Origin of the sequence: Variovorax gossypii, from assembly GCF_003965815.1 — a bacterium.
Taxonomy (GTDB): domain Bacteria; phylum Pseudomonadota; class Gammaproteobacteria; order Burkholderiales; family Burkholderiaceae_C; genus Variovorax; species Variovorax gossypii.
Map to the genome: position 1 here is coordinate 178,309 of NZ_RXOE01000006.1, position 22,413 is coordinate 200,721.

The window sequence follows — 22,413 nt, forward strand, 5'->3', positions numbered from 1 at the left end:
GAACTCCTGATCAGTTGGAACTCGGGTTGGCCAGGCTCGCGACGTAGGCGCGCCAGCCGCCGTGATGGGTCACGTCCTGCGCGCCGGCCAGCGCATGGCCTTCGCAGATGAAGCCCTTCACCCAGCTGCCGTCGGCCAGCTCGACGCTGCCGAGGCCCAACGGAGCCGGGATGAGCGCGAGAAAGCTGCCGACCTGGGCGAGCGGCACGGCCCACACCTCGAGCGCGATGGCGGCACCGCCTTCGTCTGCCCCGACGGCCACGCGCCGCAGCCCGGGCTTGGGGGGCACCGTGCCCGGCAATGCATGCAGCCGGTAGAAGGGCGAAGTCGTTGTGGCGCGCAGCAGCGTCGCGCCGCGCTCGGTGAGCTGGCCGTTGAGCGGCATGCCCGAGAGATGCGCGCCGACCACCGCGATGGGCAGCAGGCCGGCGCCCGGCGCGGCGAGCCCCGGAATGGCGCGCGGCGCGGGCAGCGGCTCGCCGGTCGCGCCCTGCGCGAGGCCGGTCGCGTGGTGATAGCGCTGGCCCAGTTCGGCCAGTGCGAGATCGCTGCCGCAGGGGCCGATCAGCGTGATGCCGAAAGGCAGGCCGTCCGCGCGCAGGCTGCTGGGCACAGAGAGCGCGGCGTAGTCGAGCAGGTTGACGAAGTTGGTGTACGCGCCGAGGTTGCGGTTGAGCACGACCGGGTCGGCGCGCATCTGCTCGCGGGTGTAGTGCGTGGGCGCGGTGGGCACGAGCAGCACGTCGATGTCGCGCCACATCGGCTCGACCTTCTGCGCGATGGCGCGCAGCCGCGCCTGGGCCTCGAACACGTCGGCGGCGTCGTATCGGCGCCCGCTCTCGAGGATGCCACGCACGGGCTCGATCACGTCGTCGGCGTGCGCGTCGAAGAATTCGCGCACCGCGGCGTAGCGCTCGGCGACCAGCGCGCTTTCGTAGAGCATCCCGGCGGCTTCGGCGAGCGGCGCGTAGGCGATGGTGACGGGCGTGCCGCCCATGGCGAGCAGCCGCGCGACCGCTTCGCCGAATGCCTGTTCGGCGGCGGCGTCGCCGAAGAAGCTCAGCCTGTCGGGCACGCCGAAGCGGAAGCGCGCGGGCAGCGGTTCGCGGCGCAGGTCGATGTCGCGCGAGTACGGGTCGCGCGCGTCGTGGCCCGCGGCGGCGAGCAGCACGTCGACCGCCGTGGCGACGGTGCGCGCGAAGATGGAGACGCAGTCGGCGCTCTGCGCCGCGGGCACCACGCCGAAGGCGCTCAGCAGGCCGCGCGAAGGCTTGAGGCCGACGATGTTGTTGAGCCCGGCCGGCACGCGGCCCGAGCCGGCGGTGTCGGTGCCGAACGCGAAGTCGACCTCGCCGCTCGCCACCACGTAGGCCGAGCCCGAACTGGAGCCGCCCGATACGTAGCGCGCATCGAAGGCGTTGGGCACCTCCCCATACGGAGAGCGGGTGCCGTTCAGGCCGCAGGCGAACTGGTCGAGGTTGGTCTTGCCGGCCAGCAATGCACCGGCTTCGAGCAAGCGCTGCACCACGGCCGCATGCGCCGCGGGCAGGCGCTCGAAGGCCGGACAGGCGGCCGTGGTGGGCACGCCGGCCACGTCGATGTTGTCCTTGACCGCGAAGCGCAGCCCGGCGAGCGGCAGGGCGAAATCCAGCGCCCCCGCGGCCTGCGCGTGCGCCACGGGCGAGGCGAACCTGGCAATCCAGGCCGCTTCGGGCGATCCGCTCTTCGGGTTTTCTTCATGCACCATCTTCAGGCATCCAAACATGTACACATGTTGTGATGCAAGCGGCGTGCCAGTGACCGCCGGCGCGATGCGATGCGACTCACGCGCGGCGCGCGTCAGTCAGAAAAACAGAATGGGGAGTGGAGTTTTCGCGAAACACCGCGGAACCGGCTTTGCCGGGCCGCAGGTGTTGCCCCCGGTAGGGGGAAGGCGTGCGCGACACGAATTGCGCGCAGCCTGGGGGCGAGCTATTTCTTTGCTTCGCGGTACAGCTTCTCGACCTTCGGCAGGTTCGACTCGAGCTTCGCGATGCGGTCAGGCCCGCTGGGGTGCGTCGAGAGGAAGCTCAGGCCGCCCTGGTTCTTCGAAGCCGTGGCCATCTTCTTCCACAGCGACACCGACGCCTGCGGGTCGTAGCCCGCGCGCGCCGCGAGTTCGAGCCCCACGAGGTCGGCCTCGGACTCGTCGCTGCGGCTGAACTTGAGCGTGATGAGCTGCGTGCCGGCACGCGCGGCCAGGTCGCCCACCTGCCCCCATCCGAGCAGCTGCGCGCCGATGGAGAGCGCCGCGCCGGTGCCCGCGCTCTTGGCCATGCGGGCGCGTGCGTGTTCACGCAGCGCGTGGGCCATCTCGTGGCCCATCACCATCGCGACCTCGTCGTCGGTGAGCTTGAGCTGGTCGAGGATGCCGGTGAAGAAGGCGATCTTGCCGCCGGGCATGCAGAAGGCATTGATCTGCTTGCTGCCGATGAGGTTGACCTCCCACTTCCAGTCGCGGGCGCGCGAATTCCACGGCGTGGCGAAAGGAACGAGGCGCCTGGCGATGGTGCGCAGGCGCTGCAGCTGCGGATTGCTCTCGCCCGCCAGCGCACCCTTGGCGCGCGCCTGCTCGAGCAGCTGGCCGTACTGCTGCACGCCGGCCGCCTCGATCTGCTCGACCGGCACGATGTTGCGCGCCACCGAAGGCTTGCCCACCTCGACCTGCGCCAGCGCCGGCTTCGCGAGGACCGCGCCGGCGGCGGCCAGCAGGAAGGCCCGCCGGGGATTCCAGGCGGAAGCTGCGGAAGGAGCCGCAAGGGCGAAAACGGGGCGATCGCATCGTGTGCACATAGGAGCGGGATGATAGGAACAAATGAAGACAAGAAGGCGGGAAGCCCGGGGCCTCGCTCATGGACAATCCGGGGCACATGTCCGCCTCGCCCGCAGAAACCCCCACGCCCCCCTCACCGCCCTGGCGCGACGCGCTGAAGGTCTACCTGGAACCCGCCACCCTGCGCATGCTGGCGCTGGGCTTCTCGGCGGGGCTGCCGCTGCTGCTGGTGCTGGGCACGCTGAGCTTCCGGCTGCGCGAAGCGGGCATCGACCGCACCACCATCGGCTACCTGAGCTGGGTCGGGCTGGCCTACGGCTTCAAGTGGGTCTGGGCGCCGCTGGTCGACCGGCTGCCGCTGCCGCCGCTGACCACGCTGCTGGGCCGCCGCCGCGGCTGGCTGCTGCTGGCGCAGTGCATGGTGATCGCCGGGCTGGCGGGCATGGCGGTCAACGACCCGCGACACGGGCTCACGCCGCTGGTCTGGTGTGCGCTGCTGGTGGCCTTCGGCTCGGCCACGCAGGACATCGCGCTGGACGCCTTCCGCATCGAATCGGCCGAGGCGCGCAAGCAGGCCGCGCTGGCCGCTGCGTACCAGACCGGCTACCGGCTCGCGATGATCTGGGCCGGTGCCGGCGTGCTGTGGGTCGCGGCCTGGGCCGAGGTGGCGCCCGCCGTGGCGGCCACGGGCGCCGCCGCCTACCAGAACGGCGCCTGGAAGACGGCCTACCTGGTCATGGCCGCCTCGATGGCCGTCGGCGTGGTCACGGTGCTGCTCTCGCCTGAGCCGGTGCCGGGCGCCCTGCCCAAGGCCCGCAGCGCTGCCGAATGGCTGCGCAACGTGCTGGTCGAGCCCTTCGCCGACTTCATCCGCCGCTACAAGTGGCAGGCGGTACTGATCCTTTCGCTCATCGCCATCTACCGCATCAGCGACGTGGTGATGGGCATCATGGCCAACCCCTTCTACGTGGACATGGGCTTCACCAAGGACCAGGTGGCCTCGGTCAGCAAGATCTACGGCGTGATCATGACGCTGGTGGGCGCCTTCGTCGGCGGCGTGCTGTCGATGCGCCTGGGCGTGATGCGCGTGCTGATGCTGGGCGCGGTGCTCAGCGCCGCCAGCAACCTGCTCTTCGCCTGGCTGGCCACCCGCGGGCACGACCTGACGGCGCTGATCGCGGTGGTGTCGGCCGACAACCTGGCCGGCGGCATCGCCTCGGCGGCCTTCATCGCCTACCTGTCGAGCCTCACGAACATCAGCTACTCGGCCACGCAGTACGCCCTGTTCAGCTCGCTGATGCTGCTGCTGCCGAAGTTCCTGGCCGGCTATTCGGGCGCCTTCGTCGACGCCTACGGCTACAGCAGCTTCTTCGTCGGCACCGCGCTGCTGGGCGCGCCGGTGCTGGTGCTGGTGGCGCTGGCCTCGCGGCTGACGACCACAAGCCCCCAGGGCCGTCAATAGGGGTCTACAGGGCCTGCGCCTTATAGGAAACGGCCGACGCTGCACGGGCCGCGCAACTGGTAGGCTGTACCGGTATACATTCGTTTCTTTCAATATCCTTTCTCCGCCGCGCCCTTTCAGGTTTTCCTTTCCGCGCGCCCATCGTCTGCCTGACCGACAGCCCAACACCTCCAAGATCGTGCCGTCCCGAATTTCTCCTCTTCAAATAAGTGCCTACACGGCCACCTGCGCCGTCGGTGTCGGCAAGGAAGCGCTGGCCGACGCTCTGGCGCAGTCGCGCAGCGGGCTGCGCGCCAACGACTTCGGCGACGCGCCGCTGCCCACCTGGATCGGCCGTGTCGAAGGGGTCGAGGACGTCCGGCTGCCCGAGCCGCTCGCGCAATGGGACTGCCGCAACAACCGGCTCGCCTGGATGGGCCTGCAGGCCGACGGCTTCGTCGAGGCGGTGGCCGCGGCGCGCGAGAAGTACGGCGCATCGCGCATCGCGCTGGTGCTGGGCACATCCACCGCCAGCATCGGCGAGACCGAGCTGGCCTACACCCGGCTCGATGCACAGGGCATGTTCCCGCCCGAGCAGCGCCGCGCCGCGGTGCACACGCCGCATTCGCTGGCCATGTTCGCGCAGCAGCTGCTGGGCATCAGCGGCCCGAGCGAGACCATCTCCACCGCCTGCTCGTCGAGCGCCAAGGTGTTCGCCTCGGCGGAGCGGCTCATTCGCCTGGGCCTGGCCGACGCGGCCGTGGTCGGCGGGGCCGACACGCTGTGCGGCAGCGTGCTGTTCGGCTTCAACTCGCTCGAACTGGTGTCGAGCGAGCCGTGCCGGCCCTTCGACGCCGCACGCAAGGGCATCAGCCTGGGCGAGGCCGCGGGCTTCGCGCTGGTCGAGCGCGTGCAGACGGGCACCGATGCCGCGCCGCTGCACCTGCTGGGCTACGGCGAGGCCAGCGACGCGCACCACATGTCGACGCCGCACCCCGAGGGCCTGGGCGCCGAGCGCGCGCTCGACGAGGCACTGGCGCGCGCGGGCCTCGCCCCCGAGGCCATCGACTACATCAACATGCACGGCACCGCGAGCCAGAAGAACGACGAGGTCGAAGGCGCGCTGGTGGCGCGCCGCTTCCCGGCACGCACGCACGCCAGCTCGACCAAGGGCTTCATGGGCCACACGCTGGGCGCGGCGGGCATCGTCGAGGCCGTCATCAGCCTGCTGGCCATCGAGCGCGGCCTGATGCCGGGCACCGTCAACACCCACACGCTGGACGAAGGCTTCGGCCCGCAGATCCGGCTCGAGCCCGCGCGCGGCGAAGTGCGCTACGCGCTGAGCAACTCCTTCGGCTTCGGCGGCAACAACTGCTCGCTGGTCTTCGGCAAGGCGGCATGAACGACATGAACCAGGCCGCCCCCAAGCCCCCCACCCTCTACATCGAAGGCCCGGCCTTCTGGACTCCCACCCTGCCCGGCTGGGACGCCGCGCGCGCCGCCTTCCGCGGCGAAGGCGCGCTGGCCGATCCGCCCGCGAAACGCCCGTCGCCGCAGGTGCTGGCCCCGGCCGAGCGCCGCCGCGCGCCCGACACCGTGGCGCTGGCGCTCGAGGTGGCCGCGGCCGCCCTCGCCGGCTCGGGCCGCAACGCGGCCGACGTGCCCTGCGTGTTCACGTCGGCGCACGGCGACCTGTCGATCAACGACTACATGTGCAGCACGCTCGCGAGCGATCCGAAGGGCCTGTCGCCCACCAAGTTCCACAACTCGGTGCACAACGCGGCCGTGGGCTACTGGACCATCGGCACCGGCTGCATGGCGGCCAGCAACGCGGTCTCCGCCTACGAGCACAGCTTCGCCTCCGGCCTGCTGGAGGCCGCGGTGCAATCCGCCTGCGACCAGGAACCGGTGCTGCTGGTGGGCTACGACGCACCCACGGTAGGCGCGCTGACGTCCGTCACCGACAGCCGCGGCCTGCTCGCGGTGGCGCTGGTGATCGCGAGCGAGCCGAGCGAGCGCACCGTCGCGGCGCTCGACTGGTCGCTGGTCAGCGAAGACGGCACGGCTGCTGCAGCCACGCCGCCGCGCTCCGAAGCCGCGAAGTCGCTGGCCGAGATCAACCCCATGGCCGCGTCGCTGGGGCTGTTCGAATCGCTGGCACATCTCGATGACGGCAATGTCGGCGGCGCGGGCTCGCCGGTCGACCTGCCGCTTTCCGCGTCCCTGTCGCTGCGGCTGCAGTTGCGGCCGCTCGCACGGGGCTGAGCCCACGGCCACTGCGGCCGGCGCTATGCTTTTCGCAGCATCGCCGGTTGACAGGGGTTGCCGAGGTTTACCCAACTTTACGGAGCGTTCAAGCCCTCTTGCTCCCGGTGGACGACCATGAAGCGCATGAGCACCCCCCAACTCCTGATGATCGAAGACGACGCCCGCCTGGCGCAGATGGTGGGCGAATACCTGACGCAGTCGGGCTTCGCGTTCAACCATGCCGGCGACGGCGCCGCCGGGCTCGAGCAGCTGCAGCAGCACGCGCCCGACCTGGTGATCCTCGACCTGATGCTGCCCGACACCGACGGCCTCGAGATCTGCCGCCGCATCCGCGCGCTGCCCGGCCCGCTGTCGAAGGTGTCGGTGCTGATGCTCACCGCCAAGGGCGACCCCATGGACCGCATCATCGGCCTGGAGATCGGCGCCGACGACTACCTGCCCAAGCCCTTCGAGCCGCGCGAGCTGCTGGCGCGCATCCGCGCCGTGCTGCGCCGCCGCTCCGAGAGCGCCACCGAGACCGAGGCTTCGTCGGTGATGCGCTTCGGCACGCTGGAGATCGACCGCAACGCGCGCACCGTGTCCGTGGGCGGCGCGATCGCAGACCTCACCTCCTACCAGTTCGACCTGCTGACGGCGATGGCCGAGCGCGCGGGCCGCGTGCTCACGCGCGACCAGATCATGGAAGCCGTGCGCGGTCGCGAGCTGGAAGCCTTCGACCGCTCCATCGACGTGCACATGGGCCGCATCCGCGCCGCCATCGAAGTCGACGCGAAGAACCCCAAGCGCATCCTTACCGTGCGCGGCGTGGGCTACGTCTTCGCCAAGCAGCAAGACTAGGCCGGCCGCCGATGCTGCGCAGTCTCTATTCGCGCCATCTCTACGTCCGCATCTGGCTCGCGGTGGTGGGCGGCGTCGTGATCCTCACGCTGATGGCCAACTGGATCGTGCGCGAGGCCGCCGAGGCCGAGCGCGAGCGGCTGGCGCCGGTGCCGCGCAACGTGGTGGTGCTGGACGCGCAGGACAAGCCGATCGGCGCGGGCACCGCCCTGCGCGTGCCGGGCCAGGGCCTGGAGTTCGACGTGACGCTCAGCGACGGCAAGGCCATCACGCTGCGCGTGGCGCCGCGCGAGCGGCCCACCGGCACCGGCGGCTTCGCGCCGTGGCGCACGCCCTTCGGCCTGGGCTGGATGATCGCGCTGGTGGGCGTGGCGGTGGCGCTGGGGGTGTACCCGATCGTGCGGCGCATCACGCAGCGGCTGGAATCGCTGCAGCGCGGCGTGCAGCGCTGGGGCGAAGGCGATCTCTCGGTGCGCGTGACAGAAGAAGGGCAGGACGAAGTGGCTGATCTATCCAAACGATTCAACGCGTCGGCCGAACGCATCGAGCAGCTGGTGCGCTCGCACAAGTCGCTGCTAGCCAACGCCTCGCACGAGCTGCGCTCGCCGCTCACCCGCATCCGCATGGGCCTGGAGCTGATGGGCGAGCACCCGAGCCAGTCGGCGCGCGAGGAGATCTCGCGCAACATCGGCGAGCTCGACCAGCTCATCGACGAGATCCTGCTGGCCAGCCGGCTCGACGCCAGCGAGGCCGACATGGGCACCATCGAACCGGTCGACCTGACCGGCCTGGCGGCGGAGGAATGCTCGCAGGTCAACGCCGAGCTCGACCTGGCCGACGGCACCGACAACGCCACGCTCACCGTGCCGGGCGTGTCGCGCCTGCTGCGCCGGGCGATCCGAAACCTGCTGGAGAACGCGCGCCGCTACGGCGCCGGCGAGATCGCGGTGGAACTGGGCAGCGCCAACGGCTATGCCACCGTGCGCGTGAACGACCGGGGCCCGGGCGTGCCGCCCGCCCTGCGCGAACGCATCTTCGAGCCCTTCTACCGGCTGCCCGGCGCCAGCGAGCGCAACGGCGGCGTGGGCCTGGGGCTGGCGCTGGTGAAGTCGATCGCCGAGCGGCACGGCGGCACCGTGCGCTGCGAAGACCGCCCCGGTGGCGGTGCCAGCTTCGTGATCCGCCTGCCAGCGGCCGCGCGCAGCCACTGACACTGCCCCCGTCCCGGCAGTTCGCGGGGATGCCACGGAACCGGCTTTGCCGGGCCGCAGGCATCGCCCCCGGCGAGGGGGTTGGCGAAGCGACACGAAGTGCGCGAAGCCTGGGGGAGAAGTCAGGTCAGCTCCAAGATGCCAACCTAAAATCCCGCCCCTATGCAGAGATCGCACATCGTTCGGCCCGCGGCCATGTTCTGGGGGCTGGTGGTGTTCATGCCGGTCGGCGTCACCTATCTTTCGGCCATCCTGCTGCTGCTCACCATGCTGGTGGCCGGCGGCCTGGGCGAGCGCTATGCGCGGCTGCGCGCCAACCCGCTGTGGTGGCCGGTGATGGCCTACTTCGCCTGGACCCTCATCGTGCTGGCCATCGGGCCGCACTACCCCGAGACCGGCTCCAACCTGTTCCACGGCATCCGCATCGGTCTCACGATGCTGATCGCGATGGCGCTCACGCGCGAGGAAGCGATCTGGGCGCTGCGCGGCTTCCTGCTGGTGGCGGTGCTGAACATCGTGCTGATCGTCGTCTTCTACGCGGTCGGCGGCTTCAACATCTGGTCGCCGTTGCGCGCGGTGGTGATGGAGGTGGGCAACAAATCGATCAGCAACGCGCTGCTGTTCAGCGTGGTGGCTTCCACCGCCGCGGTGTGGGGCATCGCGCAGATCGCCGCGCACAGGCCGCTGCGCGCCATTCCGGCCTTCGTGCTGCTGCTCGGCCTGGGCCTGGTGGTGGCGCTGCCGCTGACCTCGCGCACCTCGGTGCTCGCGCTGCTGCTGGTGATTCCGGTGGTGTGCATCCACCAGTGGCGCAGCCACCTGAAGATGCTGGTGGGCGCGCTGGTGCTGGGTGCCGTGGTGATGGGCGCCGGGCTCTACCAGTTGCCGCAGCTGCAGCACAAGGTCGAAGTCGGCGTGCAGGAAATCGAGGAGGCGCAGGCCGGCGCGGTCTTCAAGGGCAGCTGGGCCATCCGCTACTACATGTACCGCGACACCGGCCTCATGATCGCCGACCGCCCGTTCACCGGCTGGGGCATCGGCGGCTGGACCGACCAGTGGCACAAGCGCGGCCCGGCGCTGCTCGCCGACTCGAACATGCCGCACAACGACTTCCTGTGGGTCGGCGCCCAGGGCGGCCTTCCCGCCCTGCTGAGCCTGCTCCTCATCATGGTCGCCGCCGTCTGGCAGGCATGGAAGCGGCCCGACATCGCCGGCCGCTATGCGCTGGCCGCGACGCTGATCGCGCTGATCGCCTCGAGCGTGAACTCGGCCATGCGCGATGCGCAGATCGGCCTGGCGCTGCTCTTCATCTCGATGGTCTACCTGCGGCTCGCGCAGGAGAAGAATGATCCGGCCCCGTGGCGCGGCCTGCTGCCCTCGCGCTTGAAGAGCCTGGAGAGCCTGGAAAAAGACCCCGCCCGCCCGGCTGCCTGAAGAGGCATCGGACGACCGGGGCCGGTCGGTTCAGCGGCTTATCAGTGCCGCGACGACACCGCCTCGCCGGCCTTCAGCCGGTACACCGTGCCGCAATACGGGCACTTGGCCTCGCCGGTGCGCGCCACGTCGAGGTAGACCTTCGGGTGGCTGTTCCAGAGCTTCATGTCGGCCTTGGGACTGGGGCAGAACACGCCGCCCTGATGATTGAGCTCCTTGGCCAGGAGTTCGACTACTGCATTGGTGGACATGGGATCTCTTCTTCTCAGACTTTCGTGAGCCAGTGTGCGTACTTGGGATTCTTGCCGTTCACGATGTCGAAGAAGGCCGCCTGGATCTTCTCGGTGATCGGGCCACGCGCGCCACCGTCGCCGCGGTTGCCGATCTCGACGCGGTCGAGTTCGCGGATGGGCGTGACTTCCGCGGCCGTGCCGGTGAAGAAGGCTTCGTCGGCGACGTAGACCTCGTCGCGCGTGATGCGCTTCTGCACCAGTTCGAGGCCCAGGTCCTTGCACACGTGCAGGATGGTGTTGCGGGTGATGCCGTTGAGCGCGCCGGCCGACAGGTCGGGCGTGTAGACCACGCCGCCCTTGACCACGAAGATGTTCTCGCCCGCGCCTTCCGACACGAAACCGCTCGCGTCGAGCAGCAGCGCCTCGTCGTAGCCGTCGTCCAGCGCTTCCATGTTGGCCAGGATCGAGTTGGTGTAGTTGCTCACCGTCTTGGCCTGCGTCATCGTGATGTTGACGTGGTGGCGGGTGTAGCTGGAGGTCTTCACGCGGATGCCGCGCTTCATGCCCTCTTCGCCCAGGTAGGCGCCCCAGGACCAGGCCGCGACCATGGCGTGCACCTTGTTGCCCTTGGGGCTCACGCCCAGCTTCTCGGAGCCGATCCAGATCAGCGGGCGCAGGTAGCAGCTCTCGAGCTTGTTCTCGCGCACCACCTGCTTCTGGGCCTCGTTGAGCTGTTCCTGCGTGAAGGGGATCTTCATGCGCAGGATCTTGGCGCTGTTGAACAGGCGCTCGGTGTGCTCCGCCAGGCGGAAGATCGCAGTGCTGCCGTCGGCCGTCTTGTAGGCGCGCACGCCCTCGAAGGCGCCGCAGCCGTAGTGCAGCGTGTGGCTCAGCACGTGGATCTTGGCGTCGCGCCAGTCCACGAGTTCGCCGTCCATCCAGATCTTGCCGTCACGGTCGTCCAGCGAGGGGGGGATCGAGCTCATTTCCTGATTCCTTTGTTTGGGAAGCGGTGTGGGGGTGGTGCGACGAAGGAGGGAAGTCGCAAAAGCTTGCGATTTTACGGCGGCGGAGTTTCCGGGGTGCCCGACAATGGCCGGCTGTCCAAACCGTTGGAAAAAGGGTTTCCGTGTCCGTATTCAAGAACGTCATCGTCTATCGCATCGAACCCGCCTGGTCCCAGACACTGGCCGAGGCGGAGGAAGGGCTCGGCAAGCAGCGCTTCGAGCCCTGCGGCCCCTCGCAGGAAAAGTCCGCCGGCTGGATCGAGCCGCGCGGCGAGGCCAACGGCCCGCTGGTGGAGTCCATCGACGGCCAGTGGCTGGTCGAATACATGATCGAGAGCAAGCAGGTCCCCGGCTCGGTGGTGCGCCGCAAGGTCGACGAGCGCTGCGCCCAGATCGAGGCCACCACCGGCCGCAAGCCCGGCAAGAAGGAAAAGAAGGAGCTCAAGGAAGACATCACGCTCGAGCTGCTGCCCATGGCCTTCACGCGCAGCGCCCGCGTCGCGGTGTGGATCGACAAGGCCGAGAACCGCCTCGTGATCAACACCGGCAACGCCTCGCGCGCCGACGAAGTGGTCACCAGCCTCGTGAAGTCGCTCGACGGCTTCGCCGTGGCCCTCATCAACACCCAGATCGAGCCCGCCGCGGCCATGGCCAACTGGCTGCTCACGCAGGAGCCGCCGGCCGGCTTCACCATCGACCGCGAGTGCGAGCTCAAGGCGGGCGACGACTCCAAGGCCGTGGTGCGCTACGCCAAGCACCCGCTGGACATCGACGAGGTGAAGCAGCACATCACCGACGGCAAGCGCCCCACCCGCCTCGCGCTGACCTGGGACGACCGCGTGTCCTTCGAGCTCACGCACGGCCTGCTGATCCGCAAGATCGCCTTCCTCGAAGGCACGGGCGACGGCGCGGCCGGCGGCAAGAAGGAAGACAACTTCGACGCCGACGTGGCCATCGCCACGGGCGAGCTGGGCCAGCTGGTGCCCGCGCTGCTCGACGCGCTGGGCGGCGAGGCGGCCTTCTCGGCGGCGGCGCCGGACGAAGCGCCGAAGCCTGCTGCTGCAGCCGCGCCCACGACGACCGTGCCGGCCGATGCGCCCGAGGAAGAAGACGCGCCGTTCTAGGCCTCAGGTCAGGGCGCGCCGAAGACGTGAAGAAACCGTCGCGAGCAGCCCGAGCTCGCATCGAGGACCGGAACCGTACTCGCGTACGGTGAGGACCGCAGGTGCGAGATCGGGTTGCGCAGCAGGTTTGTTCACGTCTTCGCCAGGTAAGTCTGCGCCAGGCGAACCCAGCAGGCCGCGCCCAGCGGCAGCACTTCGTCGTTGAAGTCGTAGCCGGGGTTGTGCACCATGCAGCCGCCGAACTCGCCCTCCCCGTTGCCGAGCAGCAGATAGCAGCCCGGCAACTCGGAGAGCATCCAGGCGAAGTCCTCGCTGCCCGAGAAGCCCTTGGGCGCCTGCCTTACGACGTTCTCCTCGCCCACCAGCTCGGCGCATACCTGCGCGGCCAGCTCGGTCTCGGCCGCGGTGTTGACCACCGGCGGCACGAGCTGGCGGTAGTCGATCTCGGCTTCCACGCCGTGCGCCTGCGCGGTGAGGCTCACGATCTCGCGGATGCGCTGCTCGACCAGCGCGCGCGTCTCGGGCCGGGCCGCGCGCACGTTCAGCCCCAGCGACACCGACTGCGGAATCACGTTGTGCGTGGCGCCGCCGCGGATGAAGCCGACCGACACCACCGCCGTGTCGTCGGGCGCCACGTTGCGCGCCACCACCGTCTGCAGGGCCGTCACCACCGCCGCGGCAGCCGCGACCGGATCGCGCGCGCGGTGCGGCATGGCGCCGTGCCCGCCCACGCCCTTGATGGTGACGTCGGCCACGTCGGACGACAGCGTGACCGGACCTTCGATCGCCATCATCGTGCCCACCGGCACGCCCGGCGCGTTGTGCAGCGCGTACACCGCATCGCAGGGGAAGCGTTCGAACAGGCCGTCCTCGATCATCGCGCGCGCGCCGCAGAGGTTCTCTTCGTCGGGCTGGAAGATCAGGTTCAGCGTGCCGTCGAAGTCACGCGCCGTCGCCAGCGCCTTGGCCGCCGCCAGCAGGATGGCCGTGTGGCCGTCGTGCCCGCAGGCATGCATGCGGCCTTGGTTGCGGCTCGCGTACGGCAGGCCGGTGGCCTCGACGATGGGCAGCGCGTCCATGTCGGCGCGGATGCCCAGGCGGCGCGTGCCGCTGCCGAGCTTGAGCTGCGCCACGATGCCGGTGCGGCCGATGCCGGTGTGCACCTCGTAGCCCCAGCTGCGCAGCAGGTTGGCGACCAGCTCGCTGGTGGCGCTCACCTCGAAGCCGAGCTCGGGGTTGGCGTGGATCTGCCTGCGGATGTCGACGAAGGCCTGCGTGTCGACGTCGGCTTGCGGCAGCAGGCGCGAAAGAAGCTTGGTGGTCTGGGGGCTGAGTTCGCGGGTCATGTGAAGGAGGTCGTCGGATGGGGATTCGATGGTCAGCCGGCCTTGCGCTCGCGCAGGCTCAGCAGCGCGCCGAGGCTCAGCAGCCCGCAGGCCATCATGTAGAAGGCCGGCGAGAGCGGGTTGTCGGTCTTCGCGAGCAGCCAGGTGACGATGAACTGCGAGGAGCCGCCGAAGATGGTCACGCCCACGCTGTAGATCACCGAGATGCCGCTGGCGCGCACGCCGGCCGGCAGCATCTCGAGCAGCATCAGGAACATCGGCGTCGTGCCGATGTTCACGCTCGCGGTGAGCAGCGCCGACAGCGCCAGCACCAGCGGCACGCTCGGGTAGTGGCTGATGAGCCAGAACACCGGGCCCACGGCGACGACGCTGAAGAGCAGCGAGCCGATCACCAGCGGCTTGCGGTTGGGCAGCCGGTCGGCCAGCCGACCCGCCACCAGCGACACCGCGAACAGCGTGATGCCCGTGACGCAGCCCGACAGCAGCGAGAGCGAAGGCGGCATGTGCAGCACGCGGATCATGTACGTGGGCATGAAGAACACCACGAGGTACATCGTCGCCGTGCCGGCGGTGGTGGCGAGGATGCCCTTGAGCACCAGGCCGCCATGGTTGCGCAGCAGCCGGCCGATGGGGCTGGACTCGTGGCTCTCGGCAACGTGCGTTTCCTCGAGGTGCGCGCGGATGTAGAGGCCCACCGGCGCGATCAGCAGCCCGAGCAGGAACGGCAGCCGCCAGCCCCAGCTCTCCAGCGAGGCCTGCGGCAGCGCGGCATACAGCGCTGCGCCGGTGAGCGCGCCCAGCAGCGCCGATACGCCCTGGCTCGCGAGCTGCCAGCTCACGCGGAAGCCCCGGCCCTTGACGCCGCCCGCCTCCATCAGCATCGACGTGGCAGCGCCCACTTCGCCGCCGAGCGAGAAGCCCTGCAGCAGGCGGCCCGCGAGGATCATCAGCGAGCCGAACACGCCGGCCGACGCGTACGGCGGCGCGAACGCGATGCACAGCGTGCCGAGCACCATGAGGCCGATGGTCAGCGTCATCGCGGCCTTGCGGCCCTTGCGGTCGGCGTAGTTGCCGATGATCACGCCGCCCAGCGGCCGCATCACGAAGCCGATGCCGAAGGTCGCCACCGCGAGCAGCAGCGAGCCGTAGGGGCTGTCGGAAGGGAAGAACAGCTTGCCGATCAGCAGCGAGAAGAAGCTGTAGACGGTGAAGTCGTACATCTCCAGCGCATTGCCCAGCGAGCAGGCGGCGATCAGGCGGAACTGGCTCTGCTTTCCCTTGCCCTGCGCGGCATGGGGCGCATGAGCGGCGGCTGGTGAAGAGCCCCCGATCGGGCTTGCGGGCAATGCGGCTTCGCTCATCTAATGTCACTCCACGTACAGGTTGCGGGGGGCCTCTGCATAACCCTGGGGCCCGTTCGCGGCGGAGTATTCAGGCAAAGCGCTGCGGCGAAGAATCACAAATTTTCATGCTGATAACCAAACGGCATCCCCGTCATAAACAGTCACCGGAAGCCATCGGGACAAGCCCCAAGGCGCATCTTTCCGGCAGATCGGCACCACGATGAAGCTGCAACAGTTGCGCGTCCTGCTGGCGGTGGCGCAGCACGGCAGCATCCACGAGGCCTCGCGAAGCCTGCACACCACGCAACCCGCGCTGTCGAAGACCATCTCGGAGCTGGAGCGCGAACTCGGCGTGACGCTGATGTCGCGCTCCACCCGCGGCGTGAGCCTCACGGCCTACGGCACGGCGCTGGTCAAGCGCGCGAGCGTGGTCGAGCAGGAGCTGCGGCACGCGCTGGAAGACATCGAGGCGATCCGCGGGCACGACGAGGCGCAGCTCAACATCGGCTTCACCGCCGTGGCCTCGAGCGGTCCGCTGCCCGATGCGATGGCCTCGTTCCGCAAGCGCTTTCCCAACGTGGCGCTGCGCGGCTTCGAGCTGCGGCCGCAGCAGATCTTCGAGGGCCTGCGCGAAGGCCGGCTCGACCTGGGGCTGGTCTCCACCTGCAACGGGCCGGGCACCAACGCCTTTCAATGGGAGCCGCTGTTCTCGGTGGCCATGCACCTGTCGGTGCGTACCGGCCATCCGCTGCGGCGCGTGCGCAGGCTGCAGCCGCTGCTGGACGCCGACTGGCTGGTACTCGACCCCATCGACGACGCGGGCAGCCCGCTGGTGAGCACGATGAACATGCACGGGCTTGAGATGCCGAAGCGCATGGTGCAGAGCGCGTCGAACCTGCTGGGCCTGCAGCTGGCCACGCAGACCGACCTGATCAGCATGTGGTCGGATTTCGTGTTCCACGGCGCGGGGCCGCTGCGGCTGCAGCCCCACCTGCTCGAGAAGCTGCCGATTGCCGACGAGCTGCCGGACTTCGACGTGTTCCTGGTCTACCGCTCGGCAGACCTCATGACGCACGTGTGCGCCGAATTCGCGAAGGAGGCGCGCCACCATGCGAAGGCGAATCCGCCCTGGCGGCAGCCCCGGCGCAAGGGGAACGCGGCCTAGGCTGCGGGGCTGTTGCTGCCCTCGTCGTCAGCCGGTGCCTCCGGGCGCGTCATCGTCCAGCTCTGCAGCTTGCCGCCGTTGAAGATCGCATCGACGTACGAGCCGCCGCCGTCGGTCCAGCGGTAGTGCTCGGGCTGCTCGTCCTTGGGCGAGCGCAGTTCGCCGAGGGCGCGCGTCATCGCGATCACGTGCATGAGCGTCACGCCCGGCTTGAGCTTGGCGTTGAGCATCACCGCGCTGGCCACGTAGCCCACGGGCCGCTCGGCTGCGCGCTTGAGCACCTGCATGGCGCGGTTGAAGTGCAGCAGCAGGAACATCACGATCGCGCCGCCGGCCAGGGCGACACCGCCCCATCCGGCCGCGCGCCAGGCCAGCGCCATGACGACGATGGCGCCCAGAGGCAATAGAAAGTTCTTGAAATTCATGGCGCGCATTGTCGCCGCCCCTCGAGTGCCCTTCGAAGTAGCCACCCCGACTACCGTAAGGGGCGAAAAACGGTACTCGGCCTCAAAAGCACTTTGCGCGGGCGCATCGGCTGGCACATTTCGCCGCACGGGCATCTGCCCGGGCCACCGAAAAGCGTATGACCATTCCGCGCTCCGTCACATTCGTTCGTCTCACCCTCGCCGCCACGCTCACGGCCGCCGCGCTCAGCGGTTGCTACGTCGTGCCGCTCGGACAACCCGCTCCCTCGGCGCCGCCTTCGCAGGCCTACGCCGTCGCACCGGGCCCGGTCGCACAGACCTTCGCCGCGCGGCTGTATCCGTCGAACGCCGAAGCCTCGCGCTACGGCGTCGTCGCAGGCACGGTGACCAACGACATGAACGGCCGCGGCCACTTCAACGCGCAGATCGGCGGTGAGCAGTTCCAGGGAGAGGCAACCCGGGTCGCCGGCTCGCGGACTGCCGGCGTGGCGAACGCCACCGGCAGCCGCGGCGGCAACCTGAGTTGCCAGTATTCGATGAACTCGGCCACGTTGGGCAGCGGCCAATGCGTGCTCAACAGCGGACCGGCATTCACGATGCACATAGGGGGATAGGGAGGGTAGGCCCGGCGCGCCACCGCGCGCGCCGGGTCATTTTTTCTCCCGGCATCCGGCTCCGGTGAAAGACCGGGTCAGTCGAGGCGGCGGACCACCTCCATCGCCTCCTCGATGCGATCCACCGCGTGGATCGTCAGCCCCTCGATTTCCTTCGCGCCCTTTCGGGGCGCGTTCGCCTTCGGCACCACCGCGACGCTGAAGCCCAGCTTGGCGGCCTCGCGCAGGCGCTCCTGCCCGCGCGGCGCGGGGCGCACCTCGCCGGCCAGGCCCACTTCGCCGAATGCGATGAAGCCCTTGGGCATCGGCTTGCCGCGCAGGCTGGAGGTGATGGCCAGCATCACGGCCAGGTCGGCCGCGGGCTCGCTGATGCGCACGCCGCCCACCGCGTTCACGAACACGTCCTGGTCCATGCAGGCGACGCCCGCATGGCGATGCAGCACCGCCAGCAGCATCGCGAGGCGGTCGCGGTCCAGGCCCACCGAGAGGCGGCGCGGGCTGGGCCCGCCGTTGTCGACCAGCGCCTGGATTTCCACCAGCATCGGCCGCGTGCCTTCTAGCGTGACCAGCACCACGCTGCCCGGCACCGGCTCGGCATGCTGGCTCAGGAAGATCGCGCTCGGGTTGGTCACGCCCTTCAGGCCGCGCTCGGTCATCGCGAACACGCCGATCTCGTTGACCGCGCCGAAGCGGTTCTTGATGGCACGCACGAGGCGGAAGCTCGAATGCGTGTCGCCCTCGAAGTACAGCACCGTGTCGACCATGTGCTCGAGCACGCGCGGACCGGCGAGCGCACCCTCCTTCGTCACGTGGCCCACCAGCACCACGGCCGTGCCGCTGGTCTTGGCGAAGCGCGTGAGATGCGCGGCGCATTCGCGCACCTGCGCCACCGAGCCTGGGGCCGAGGTGAGCTGGTCCGAATAGACCGTCTGGATCGAGTCGATCACCGCGATGGCCGGGCGCGTGGCGTCGAGCGTGGCGATGATCTTCTCGAGCTGGATCTCGGCCAACACCTGCACCTGCGAATGGTCGAGGCCCAGCCGCCTGGAGCGCAGCGCCACCTGCGAGCCGCTTTCCTCGCCGGTGACGTAGAGCGCGTTCTGCCCGGCGTGCTGCAGCGCATCGACCGCCTGCAGCAGCAGCGTCGACTTGCCGATGCCCGGGTCGCCGCCGATCAGCGTGACGCCGCCCGAGACGATGCCGCCGCCCAGCACGCGGTCGAGCTCGTCGATGCCGGTGGGCGTGCGCGCGACGTCGGTCGCCTCGATTTCAGAAAGCGTCGCGAGCTCCGATGCGCCCGCGAGCGATGCGAACTGGGTGCCGAAGCGGTTGTTGGCGGGTCCGCTGCCCGCGCCCGCCACCTGCTCGATGAGCGTGTTCCATGCGCCGCAGCTGGGGCATTTGCCGAGCCACTTCGGGCTGGTGCCGCCGCATTCGCTGCAGACGAAAAGTGTTTTGTCCTTGGCCATCCTTCGAGTTTAGGTGGCCGGACGGGCGAGGCCCCTCAGTCGTTCGCCTGGAAGTTCACCGCCTTCATGATCGCCGCCCAGCGCGCGATGTCCTCGCGCATCGTCTTCAGCAGCGCCTCGGGGCCGTCGCCCACCGGGTACATGCCGTTCTGCAGCAGCTGCTGGCGCACCTCGCGCGAGTTCACGGCGCGCATGAACTCGGCGCGCAGCTGGTCGACCACGGGCTTCGGCGTCTTCAGCGGCGCGTAGTACGCGAACCATGCGGTCGCCACCACGTCCTTCAGGCCGCCCTCGACGAAGGTGGGCACGCTGGGCATCAGCGGCGAGCGCTTCTCGCCGCTGGTGGCGATCACCTTGACGCGGCCGCCCGGCACCATCTGCAGCGCGCCGCCCACGGTGTCGAAGTAGACCGGCACGGTGCCGCCCATCACGTCCTGGCGCGCCGGCGTGGAGCCGCGATAGGGCACGTGCACCATCGAAAGCCCCGCCGCGCGGTTGAGCATCTCGCCGAGGAAGTGCGAAGGCGTGCCCGCGCCGTACGACGCGAAGCTCGCGCCGCCCGGCTGCTTTTTCGCCCATGCGATGAACTCGGGGAGCGTGTTGGCCGGCACGTCCTTGTGCACCACCAGCGCGAGCTCGAAGCGCGCCGCGTTGATGATGGGCTGGAAATCCTTGATCGGGTCGTACGACAGGTTCCTGTAGGCGCTCGGGAACATGGTCATCATGCTGGCCGTGCCCAGCAGCAGCGTGCGACCGTCGGGCGCGGCGGTCTTCACCGCCTCGACCGCGATGCGCCCGGCGGCACCGGAGCGGTTGTCCACGATGAGCGGGCCGAGCGATTCGCGCACTTCCTGTGCGATGGCGCGCGTGAGCACGTCCTGCGTGCCGCCGGCGGGCACGCCGATCAGCACGCGGATGGGGGTTCCCGGCGCGATGGCCGGCTGCGCCTGCACGGTTGCAGCCAGCGGCGCGAGGGCCATGCCGCCGAGCACGGCCAGCGCATGGCGGCGACCTGGCTGGGGCAGGAACTGCGGGTCTGTCGTCATCTGTCTCGTCTCCGTTCTCTTCCGCCGGTGGGGCGCGGTGGATCGGGGCCAATGTAGAGCGCCGACAATTGGTTCATCTAATCAATCATTGCCCGGGCAAACCCTATGCCGATGCACGCACAGCCGCGCACGCTCGACGACCTGCTGCTCTACCGCACCAGCCGGCTGCTGTCGGTGGCGGGCAGCATGGTGATCCGGCTGTGCGAGGGGCGCTTCGGCATCACGCGGCGCGAATGGCGGCTCATCGCCACGCTCGCGGGCCATGGCGCGCTGGGCTCGTCGCAACTGGCCGAGCATGCGCAGCTCGACCGCGCGCGCACCTCGCGCGCGGTGAGCTCGCTGGTCGACAAGGGCCTGGTCTCGCGCGAGCAGCCCGCCGGCGACCGGCGCCATGTGCGTCTGCGCCTGACCTCGGCGGGCACGAAGCTCCATGCGGAGCTCTATCCGCTGGTCTGCGCGATCAACACCGAACTGCTGGGCGCACTGAAGGCAGACGAAGTGGCGCTGCTCGACGACATGCTGCAGCGCCTGCACGCGCGCGGCGAGGCGATGGTGGCGGCCGCGGCCGACCTGCCCAAGGCCGACCGGCGCCGCCGCGAGCCACCGGTCGCGCGCTGAAGCGAGAAGCTCCCGCGGCGCACGGCTCATCCGTGCATACCCTAGGTTTTCGAATCGATCGGAACAGCCACTAGGAAAGCTTCGACGATTCATTTAACATGTTAAGTAATTTCGGAAGAGACGAGCCTTGAGCACGACATTCACTCATCGCAACCTGCCTCGCCTGCTGCTGCAGGCGCGCGAAGCCGTGATGGCCCACACGCGGCCCAGCCTGCGCGAGCACGCGCTGTCAGACCAGCAGTGGCGCGTGCTGCGCGTGCTGGGCGAGCACGGCGCGGTCGACACCGGCCGCGTGGCGCGCGAGGCCTTCATCCTCGGGCCCAGCCTTACAGGCGTGCTCGCGCGCATGGAGCGCGACAACCTCATCACCCGCGCGCGCGATCCGGCCGACCAGCGCCGCACCGTGGTCGAGGCCACGCCACACGGCATGAAGCTGGTGAAGCGCCTGGGAAGCAGCATCGAGGCGCACTACGACTGGATGGAAAAGTCCCTCGGCAAGGCCAAGCTCGCGCAGCTCTACGGGCTGCTCGACGAACTGATCGCACTGGAGCAACCCTCGCCATGAGCAGCATCACTCCCCATTTCCTGCCAACGGGCACGGTGTACGGCACCCTGCTCAACTTCCGCGCCGAGGCAGAAGCCCTCGCGCCGCAGATGACGCAGCCGCCGTACAAGGCACCGCCGAAGGCGCCCGTTCTCTATGTGAAGACGGCCAACACCTGGAGCCCGCACGGCAGCGCCATCACCGTGCCCGCCGCGGTGCCCGAAGTGGAAGTCGGCGCGAGCATCGGCATGGTGATCGGCGCCGAGGGCGACGTCGAAGGCTTCGTGCTGATGAACGACCTGTCGATCCCGCACGCGAGCTTCTTCCGCCCGCCGGTCAAGTTCAAGTGCGTCGACGGCTTCCTCGGCATCGGCCCCGTGCTGCGCGACGCGCAGGAGGTCGCCGACCCCGCGAGCTTCCGCGTCGAGGTGCGCATCAACGGCGAACTCAGGCAGTCGCTCGACTTCTCGCAGCTCGTACGCCCCGCACGGCAGCTGCTCGCCGACGTCGGCGATTTCATGACGCTCGCGCACGGCGACGTGCTGATGCTCGGCTGCGGCCCCGGCCGCCCGCTGGCACGCGCGGGCGACCGCATCGACATCTCCGCCCCGGGCTTCGAAGCCCTGAGCAACACGCTGGCGAAGGAAGCCGCATGAAGCACGCACGCGTCATCTTCGAGGGCCGCGAACATACCGGCACCAGCCACGAATTCAACGGCCAGCCCGACGCCGCCGTGCGGCTGGAAGACGGCCGCGTCGTGCCGCAGGAGCAGCTCGTGTGGCTGCCGCCGCTCGCGCCTACCGCGCGCCCGCGCACCATCCTCGCGCTGGGCCTGAACTACGCCGACCACGCCAAGGAACTCGAGTTCAAGGCGCCAGAGGAACCGCTGGTGTTCGTCAAGGGCCAGAGCACGCTCATCGGCCACCGCCAGCAAACGCACCGCCCCGCCGGCGTGCAGTTCATGCACTATGAATGCGAGCTCGCCATCGTGGTCGGCAAGACCGCGAGGAACGTGAAGCGCGACGACGCCTACGACTTCATCGGCGGCTACACGGTGGCCAACGATTACGCCATCCGCGACTACCTCGAGAACTGGTACCGCCCCAACCTGCGCGTGAAGAACCGCGACACCTGCACGCCGCTGGGCCCGTGGTTCGTGGACGCGGCCGATGTGCCCGACCCGATGGCGCTCGCGCTGCGCACCACCGTCAACGGCACGGTTACGCAGCAAGGCAGCACGCGCGACATGATCTTCGACGCGCCCTTCCTCATCGAGTACTTCAGCCGCTTCATGACGCTCTCGCCGGGCGACCTGATCCTCACCGGTACGCCCGACGGCGTGGTCGACTGCAAGCCGGGCGACGTGGTCGTCACCGAAATCGAAGGCGTCGGCGCGCTGGTCAACACCATCGCGGCCGCCTGAGCCGGCGCGCTGTCACGGCGCGCTTTTTCCTTGCCATATCCATAACCAGATCA

At 69.3% G+C, this 22,413-nt stretch carries 22 protein-coding genes; 13 read left to right on the forward strand and 9 right to left on the reverse strand.

Annotation, left to right across the window (positions count from 1 at the left end; translation table 11 throughout):
* Window positions 1-10: 10 nt before the first annotated feature.
* Both atzF and EJP69_RS21500 read right to left on the reverse strand, forming a co-directional pair.
* Entirely contained in the window at window positions 11-1,747 is a 1,737-nt protein-coding gene (gene atzF / locus EJP69_RS21495; protein ID WP_126472445.1) for an allophanate hydrolase, read from the reverse strand.
* Between the two features lie 224 nt (window positions 1,748-1,971).
* Window positions 1,972-2,832 carry a M48 family metallopeptidase gene (locus EJP69_RS21500; RefSeq protein WP_093301303.1) on the reverse strand — a complete coding sequence of 287 codons (861 nt, stop codon included), beginning with the start codon at window positions 2,830-2,832 and terminating at the stop codon, window positions 1,972-1,974.
* Between the two features lie 59 nt (window positions 2,833-2,891).
* On the opposite strand from EJP69_RS21500, the gene EJP69_RS21505 reads away from it, so the two are divergent.
* The 6 genes from EJP69_RS21505 (at window position 2,892) to EJP69_RS21535 (ending at window position 10,003) form a co-directional block, all read left to right on the forward strand.
* The gene (locus EJP69_RS21505) at window positions 2,892-4,274 is read left to right on the forward strand and encodes an AmpG family muropeptide MFS transporter (RefSeq protein WP_093206865.1); all 1,383 of its coding nucleotides are present in this window, start codon (window positions 2,892-2,894) and stop codon (window positions 4,272-4,274) included.
* 178 nt (window positions 4,275-4,452) lie between these two features.
* Window positions 4,453-5,655, forward strand: coding sequence for a beta-ketoacyl-[acyl-carrier-protein] synthase family protein (locus tag EJP69_RS21510; protein WP_176947454.1), 1,203 nt, complete (start codon window positions 4,453-4,455; stop codon window positions 5,653-5,655).
* On the forward strand, window positions 5,652-6,518 hold the full coding sequence (locus EJP69_RS21515) for a beta-ketoacyl synthase chain length factor (protein WP_240652255.1): 867 nt from the start codon (window positions 5,652-5,654) through the stop codon (window positions 6,516-6,518). The genes EJP69_RS21510 and EJP69_RS21515 overlap by 4 nt, the downstream gene beginning before the upstream one ends.
* Before the next feature lie 117 nt (window positions 6,519-6,635).
* Window positions 6,636-7,358 carry a response regulator gene (locus tag EJP69_RS21525; protein WP_093206862.1) on the forward strand — a complete coding sequence of 241 codons (723 nt, stop codon included), beginning with the start codon at window positions 6,636-6,638 and terminating at the stop codon, window positions 7,356-7,358.
* 11 nt (window positions 7,359-7,369) lie between these two features.
* Window positions 7,370-8,569, forward strand: a complete 1,200-nt coding sequence (locus EJP69_RS21530) for an ATP-binding protein (RefSeq protein WP_126022423.1) — start codon at window positions 7,370-7,372, stop codon at window positions 8,567-8,569.
* A 162-nt stretch (window positions 8,570-8,731) separates the two neighbouring features.
* Complete coding sequence (locus EJP69_RS21535) at window positions 8,732-10,003, forward strand: O-antigen ligase family protein (protein ID WP_093301297.1); 1,272 nt, start codon at window positions 8,732-8,734, stop codon at window positions 10,001-10,003.
* A gap of 41 nt (window positions 10,004-10,044) precedes the next feature.
* Here the strand turns inward: EJP69_RS21535 and EJP69_RS21540 are convergent, their stop codons facing one another.
* Entirely contained in the window at window positions 10,045-10,254 is a 210-nt protein-coding gene (locus EJP69_RS21540) for a zinc-finger domain-containing protein (RefSeq protein WP_126472447.1), read from the reverse strand.
* A gap of 14 nt (window positions 10,255-10,268) precedes the next feature.
* Window positions 10,269-11,222 carry a branched-chain amino acid transaminase gene (locus EJP69_RS21545; RefSeq protein WP_093206856.1) on the reverse strand — a complete coding sequence of 318 codons (954 nt, stop codon included), beginning with the start codon at window positions 11,220-11,222 and terminating at the stop codon, window positions 10,269-10,271.
* A 143-nt stretch (window positions 11,223-11,365) separates the two neighbouring features.
* Here EJP69_RS21545 and EJP69_RS21550 point away from each other — a divergent pair, with 143 nt between their 5' ends.
* Window positions 11,366-12,367: a recombination-associated protein RdgC gene (locus EJP69_RS21550; protein ID WP_126472448.1), complete on the forward strand. Its 1,002-nt coding sequence runs from the start codon at window positions 11,366-11,368 to the stop codon at window positions 12,365-12,367.
* A gap of 131 nt (window positions 12,368-12,498) precedes the next feature.
* On the opposite strand, the gene EJP69_RS21555 is transcribed toward EJP69_RS21550, so the two are convergent.
* Window positions 12,499-13,713 (reverse strand): M20 aminoacylase family protein, encoded by a 1,215-nt coding sequence (locus EJP69_RS21555; RefSeq protein WP_093301296.1) that lies wholly within the window; start codon window positions 13,711-13,713, stop codon window positions 12,499-12,501.
* 32 nt (window positions 13,714-13,745) lie between these two features.
* Complete coding sequence (locus tag EJP69_RS21560; RefSeq protein ID WP_093206852.1) at window positions 13,746-15,074, reverse strand: MFS transporter; 1,329 nt, start codon at window positions 15,072-15,074, stop codon at window positions 13,746-13,748.
* 202 nt (window positions 15,075-15,276) lie between these two features.
* Between EJP69_RS21560 and EJP69_RS21565 the strand changes: the two genes are divergently transcribed.
* Window positions 15,277-16,221, forward strand: a complete 945-nt coding sequence (locus EJP69_RS21565) for a LysR family transcriptional regulator (RefSeq protein WP_093206851.1) — start codon at window positions 15,277-15,279, stop codon at window positions 16,219-16,221.
* Here EJP69_RS21565 and EJP69_RS21570 read toward each other — a convergent pair.
* Complete coding sequence (locus EJP69_RS21570; protein ID WP_093206849.1) at window positions 16,218-16,655, reverse strand: glycerate kinase; 438 nt, start codon at window positions 16,653-16,655, stop codon at window positions 16,218-16,220. The two genes, EJP69_RS21565 and EJP69_RS21570, sit on opposite strands and share 4 nt — an antisense overlap.
* Before the next feature lie 149 nt (window positions 16,656-16,804).
* On the opposite strand from EJP69_RS21570, the gene EJP69_RS21575 reads away from it, so the two are divergent.
* Window positions 16,805-17,260: a hypothetical protein gene (locus EJP69_RS21575; RefSeq protein WP_093206848.1), complete on the forward strand. Its 456-nt coding sequence runs from the start codon at window positions 16,805-16,807 to the stop codon at window positions 17,258-17,260.
* A gap of 77 nt (window positions 17,261-17,337) precedes the next feature.
* Here EJP69_RS21575 and radA read toward each other — a convergent pair whose 3' ends face one another.
* Both radA and EJP69_RS21585 read right to left on the reverse strand, forming a co-directional pair.
* Window positions 17,338-18,729: a DNA repair protein RadA gene (gene radA, locus EJP69_RS21580; RefSeq protein ID WP_093206846.1), complete on the reverse strand. Its 1,392-nt coding sequence runs from the start codon at window positions 18,727-18,729 to the stop codon at window positions 17,338-17,340.
* A 35-nt stretch (window positions 18,730-18,764) separates the two neighbouring features.
* Window positions 18,765-19,775, reverse strand: a complete 1,011-nt coding sequence (locus tag EJP69_RS21585) for a Bug family tripartite tricarboxylate transporter substrate binding protein (protein ID WP_126472449.1) — start codon at window positions 19,773-19,775, stop codon at window positions 18,765-18,767.
* 105 nt (window positions 19,776-19,880) lie between these two features.
* Between EJP69_RS21585 and EJP69_RS21590 the strand changes: the two genes are divergently transcribed.
* The 4 genes from EJP69_RS21590 to EJP69_RS21605 all read left to right on the forward strand — a co-directional run bounded on the left by EJP69_RS21590 (window position 19,881) and on the right by EJP69_RS21605 (window position 22,360).
* Window positions 19,881-20,393 (forward strand): MarR family winged helix-turn-helix transcriptional regulator, encoded by a 513-nt coding sequence (locus EJP69_RS21590; RefSeq protein WP_126472450.1) that lies wholly within the window; start codon window positions 19,881-19,883, stop codon window positions 20,391-20,393.
* A gap of 127 nt (window positions 20,394-20,520) precedes the next feature.
* The gene (hpaR, locus tag EJP69_RS21595; RefSeq protein WP_093206842.1) at window positions 20,521-20,958 is read left to right on the forward strand and encodes a homoprotocatechuate degradation operon regulator HpaR; all 438 of its coding nucleotides are present in this window, start codon (window positions 20,521-20,523) and stop codon (window positions 20,956-20,958) included.
* Entirely contained in the window at window positions 20,955-21,593 is a 639-nt protein-coding gene (locus tag EJP69_RS21600) for a fumarylacetoacetate hydrolase family protein (protein WP_093301288.1), read from the forward strand. The genes hpaR and EJP69_RS21600 overlap by 4 nt, the downstream gene beginning before the upstream one ends.
* Complete coding sequence (locus tag EJP69_RS21605) at window positions 21,590-22,360, forward strand: fumarylacetoacetate hydrolase family protein (protein ID WP_126472451.1); 771 nt, start codon at window positions 21,590-21,592, stop codon at window positions 22,358-22,360. Before EJP69_RS21600 ends, EJP69_RS21605 begins: the two co-directional genes overlap by 4 nt.
* The last annotated feature ends 53 nt before the right edge of the window (window positions 22,361-22,413 follow it).

What these genes read in the sequence shown, in the direction of transcription:
- EJP69_RS21505 (WP_093206865.1), top strand. Translation starts at nt 2,892, where the DNA reads ATGGACAATCCGGGGCACATGTCCGCCTCGCCCGCAGAAACCCCCACG.
- EJP69_RS21515 (WP_240652255.1), top strand. Translation starts at nt 5,652, where the DNA reads ATGAACGACATGAACCAGGCCGCCCCCAAGCCCCCCACCCTCTACATC.
- EJP69_RS21565 (WP_093206851.1), top strand. Translation starts at nt 15,277, where the DNA reads ATGAAGCTGCAACAGTTGCGCGTCCTGCTGGCGGTGGCGCAGCACGGC.
- EJP69_RS21555 (WP_093301296.1), bottom strand. Translation starts at nt 13,713, where the DNA reads ATGACCCGCGAACTCAGCCCCCAGACCACCAAGCTTCTTTCGCGCCTG.
- atzF (WP_126472445.1), bottom strand. Translation starts at nt 1,747, where the DNA reads ATGGTGCATGAAGAAAACCCGAAGAGCGGATCGCCCGAAGCGGCCTGG.
- EJP69_RS21500 (WP_093301303.1), bottom strand. Translation starts at nt 2,832, where the DNA reads ATGTGCACACGATGCGATCGCCCCGTTTTCGCCCTTGCGGCTCCTTCC.
- EJP69_RS21530 (WP_126022423.1), top strand. Translation starts at nt 7,370, where the DNA reads ATGCTGCGCAGTCTCTATTCGCGCCATCTCTACGTCCGCATCTGGCTC.
- EJP69_RS21605 (WP_126472451.1), top strand. Translation starts at nt 21,590, where the DNA reads ATGAAGCACGCACGCGTCATCTTCGAGGGCCGCGAACATACCGGCACC.
- EJP69_RS21585 (WP_126472449.1), bottom strand. Translation starts at nt 19,775, where the DNA reads ATGACGACAGACCCGCAGTTCCTGCCCCAGCCAGGTCGCCGCCATGCG.
- EJP69_RS21545 (WP_093206856.1), bottom strand. Translation starts at nt 11,222, where the DNA reads ATGAGCTCGATCCCCCCCTCGCTGGACGACCGTGACGGCAAGATCTGG.
- EJP69_RS21525 (WP_093206862.1), top strand. Translation starts at nt 6,636, where the DNA reads ATGAAGCGCATGAGCACCCCCCAACTCCTGATGATCGAAGACGACGCC.
- EJP69_RS21540 (WP_126472447.1), bottom strand. Translation starts at nt 10,254, where the DNA reads ATGTCCACCAATGCAGTAGTCGAACTCCTGGCCAAGGAGCTCAATCAT.
- radA (WP_093206846.1), bottom strand. Translation starts at nt 18,729, where the DNA reads ATGGCCAAGGACAAAACACTTTTCGTCTGCAGCGAATGCGGCGGCACC.
- EJP69_RS21570 (WP_093206849.1), bottom strand. Translation starts at nt 16,655, where the DNA reads ATGCGCGCCATGAATTTCAAGAACTTTCTATTGCCTCTGGGCGCCATC.
- EJP69_RS21590 (WP_126472450.1), top strand. Translation starts at nt 19,881, where the DNA reads ATGCCGATGCACGCACAGCCGCGCACGCTCGACGACCTGCTGCTCTAC.
- EJP69_RS21535 (WP_093301297.1), top strand. Translation starts at nt 8,732, where the DNA reads ATGCAGAGATCGCACATCGTTCGGCCCGCGGCCATGTTCTGGGGGCTG.
- EJP69_RS21560 (WP_093206852.1), bottom strand. Translation starts at nt 15,074, where the DNA reads ATGAGCGAAGCCGCATTGCCCGCAAGCCCGATCGGGGGCTCTTCACCA.
- EJP69_RS21575 (WP_093206848.1), top strand. Translation starts at nt 16,805, where the DNA reads ATGACCATTCCGCGCTCCGTCACATTCGTTCGTCTCACCCTCGCCGCC.
- EJP69_RS21600 (WP_093301288.1), top strand. Translation starts at nt 20,955, where the DNA reads ATGAGCAGCATCACTCCCCATTTCCTGCCAACGGGCACGGTGTACGGC.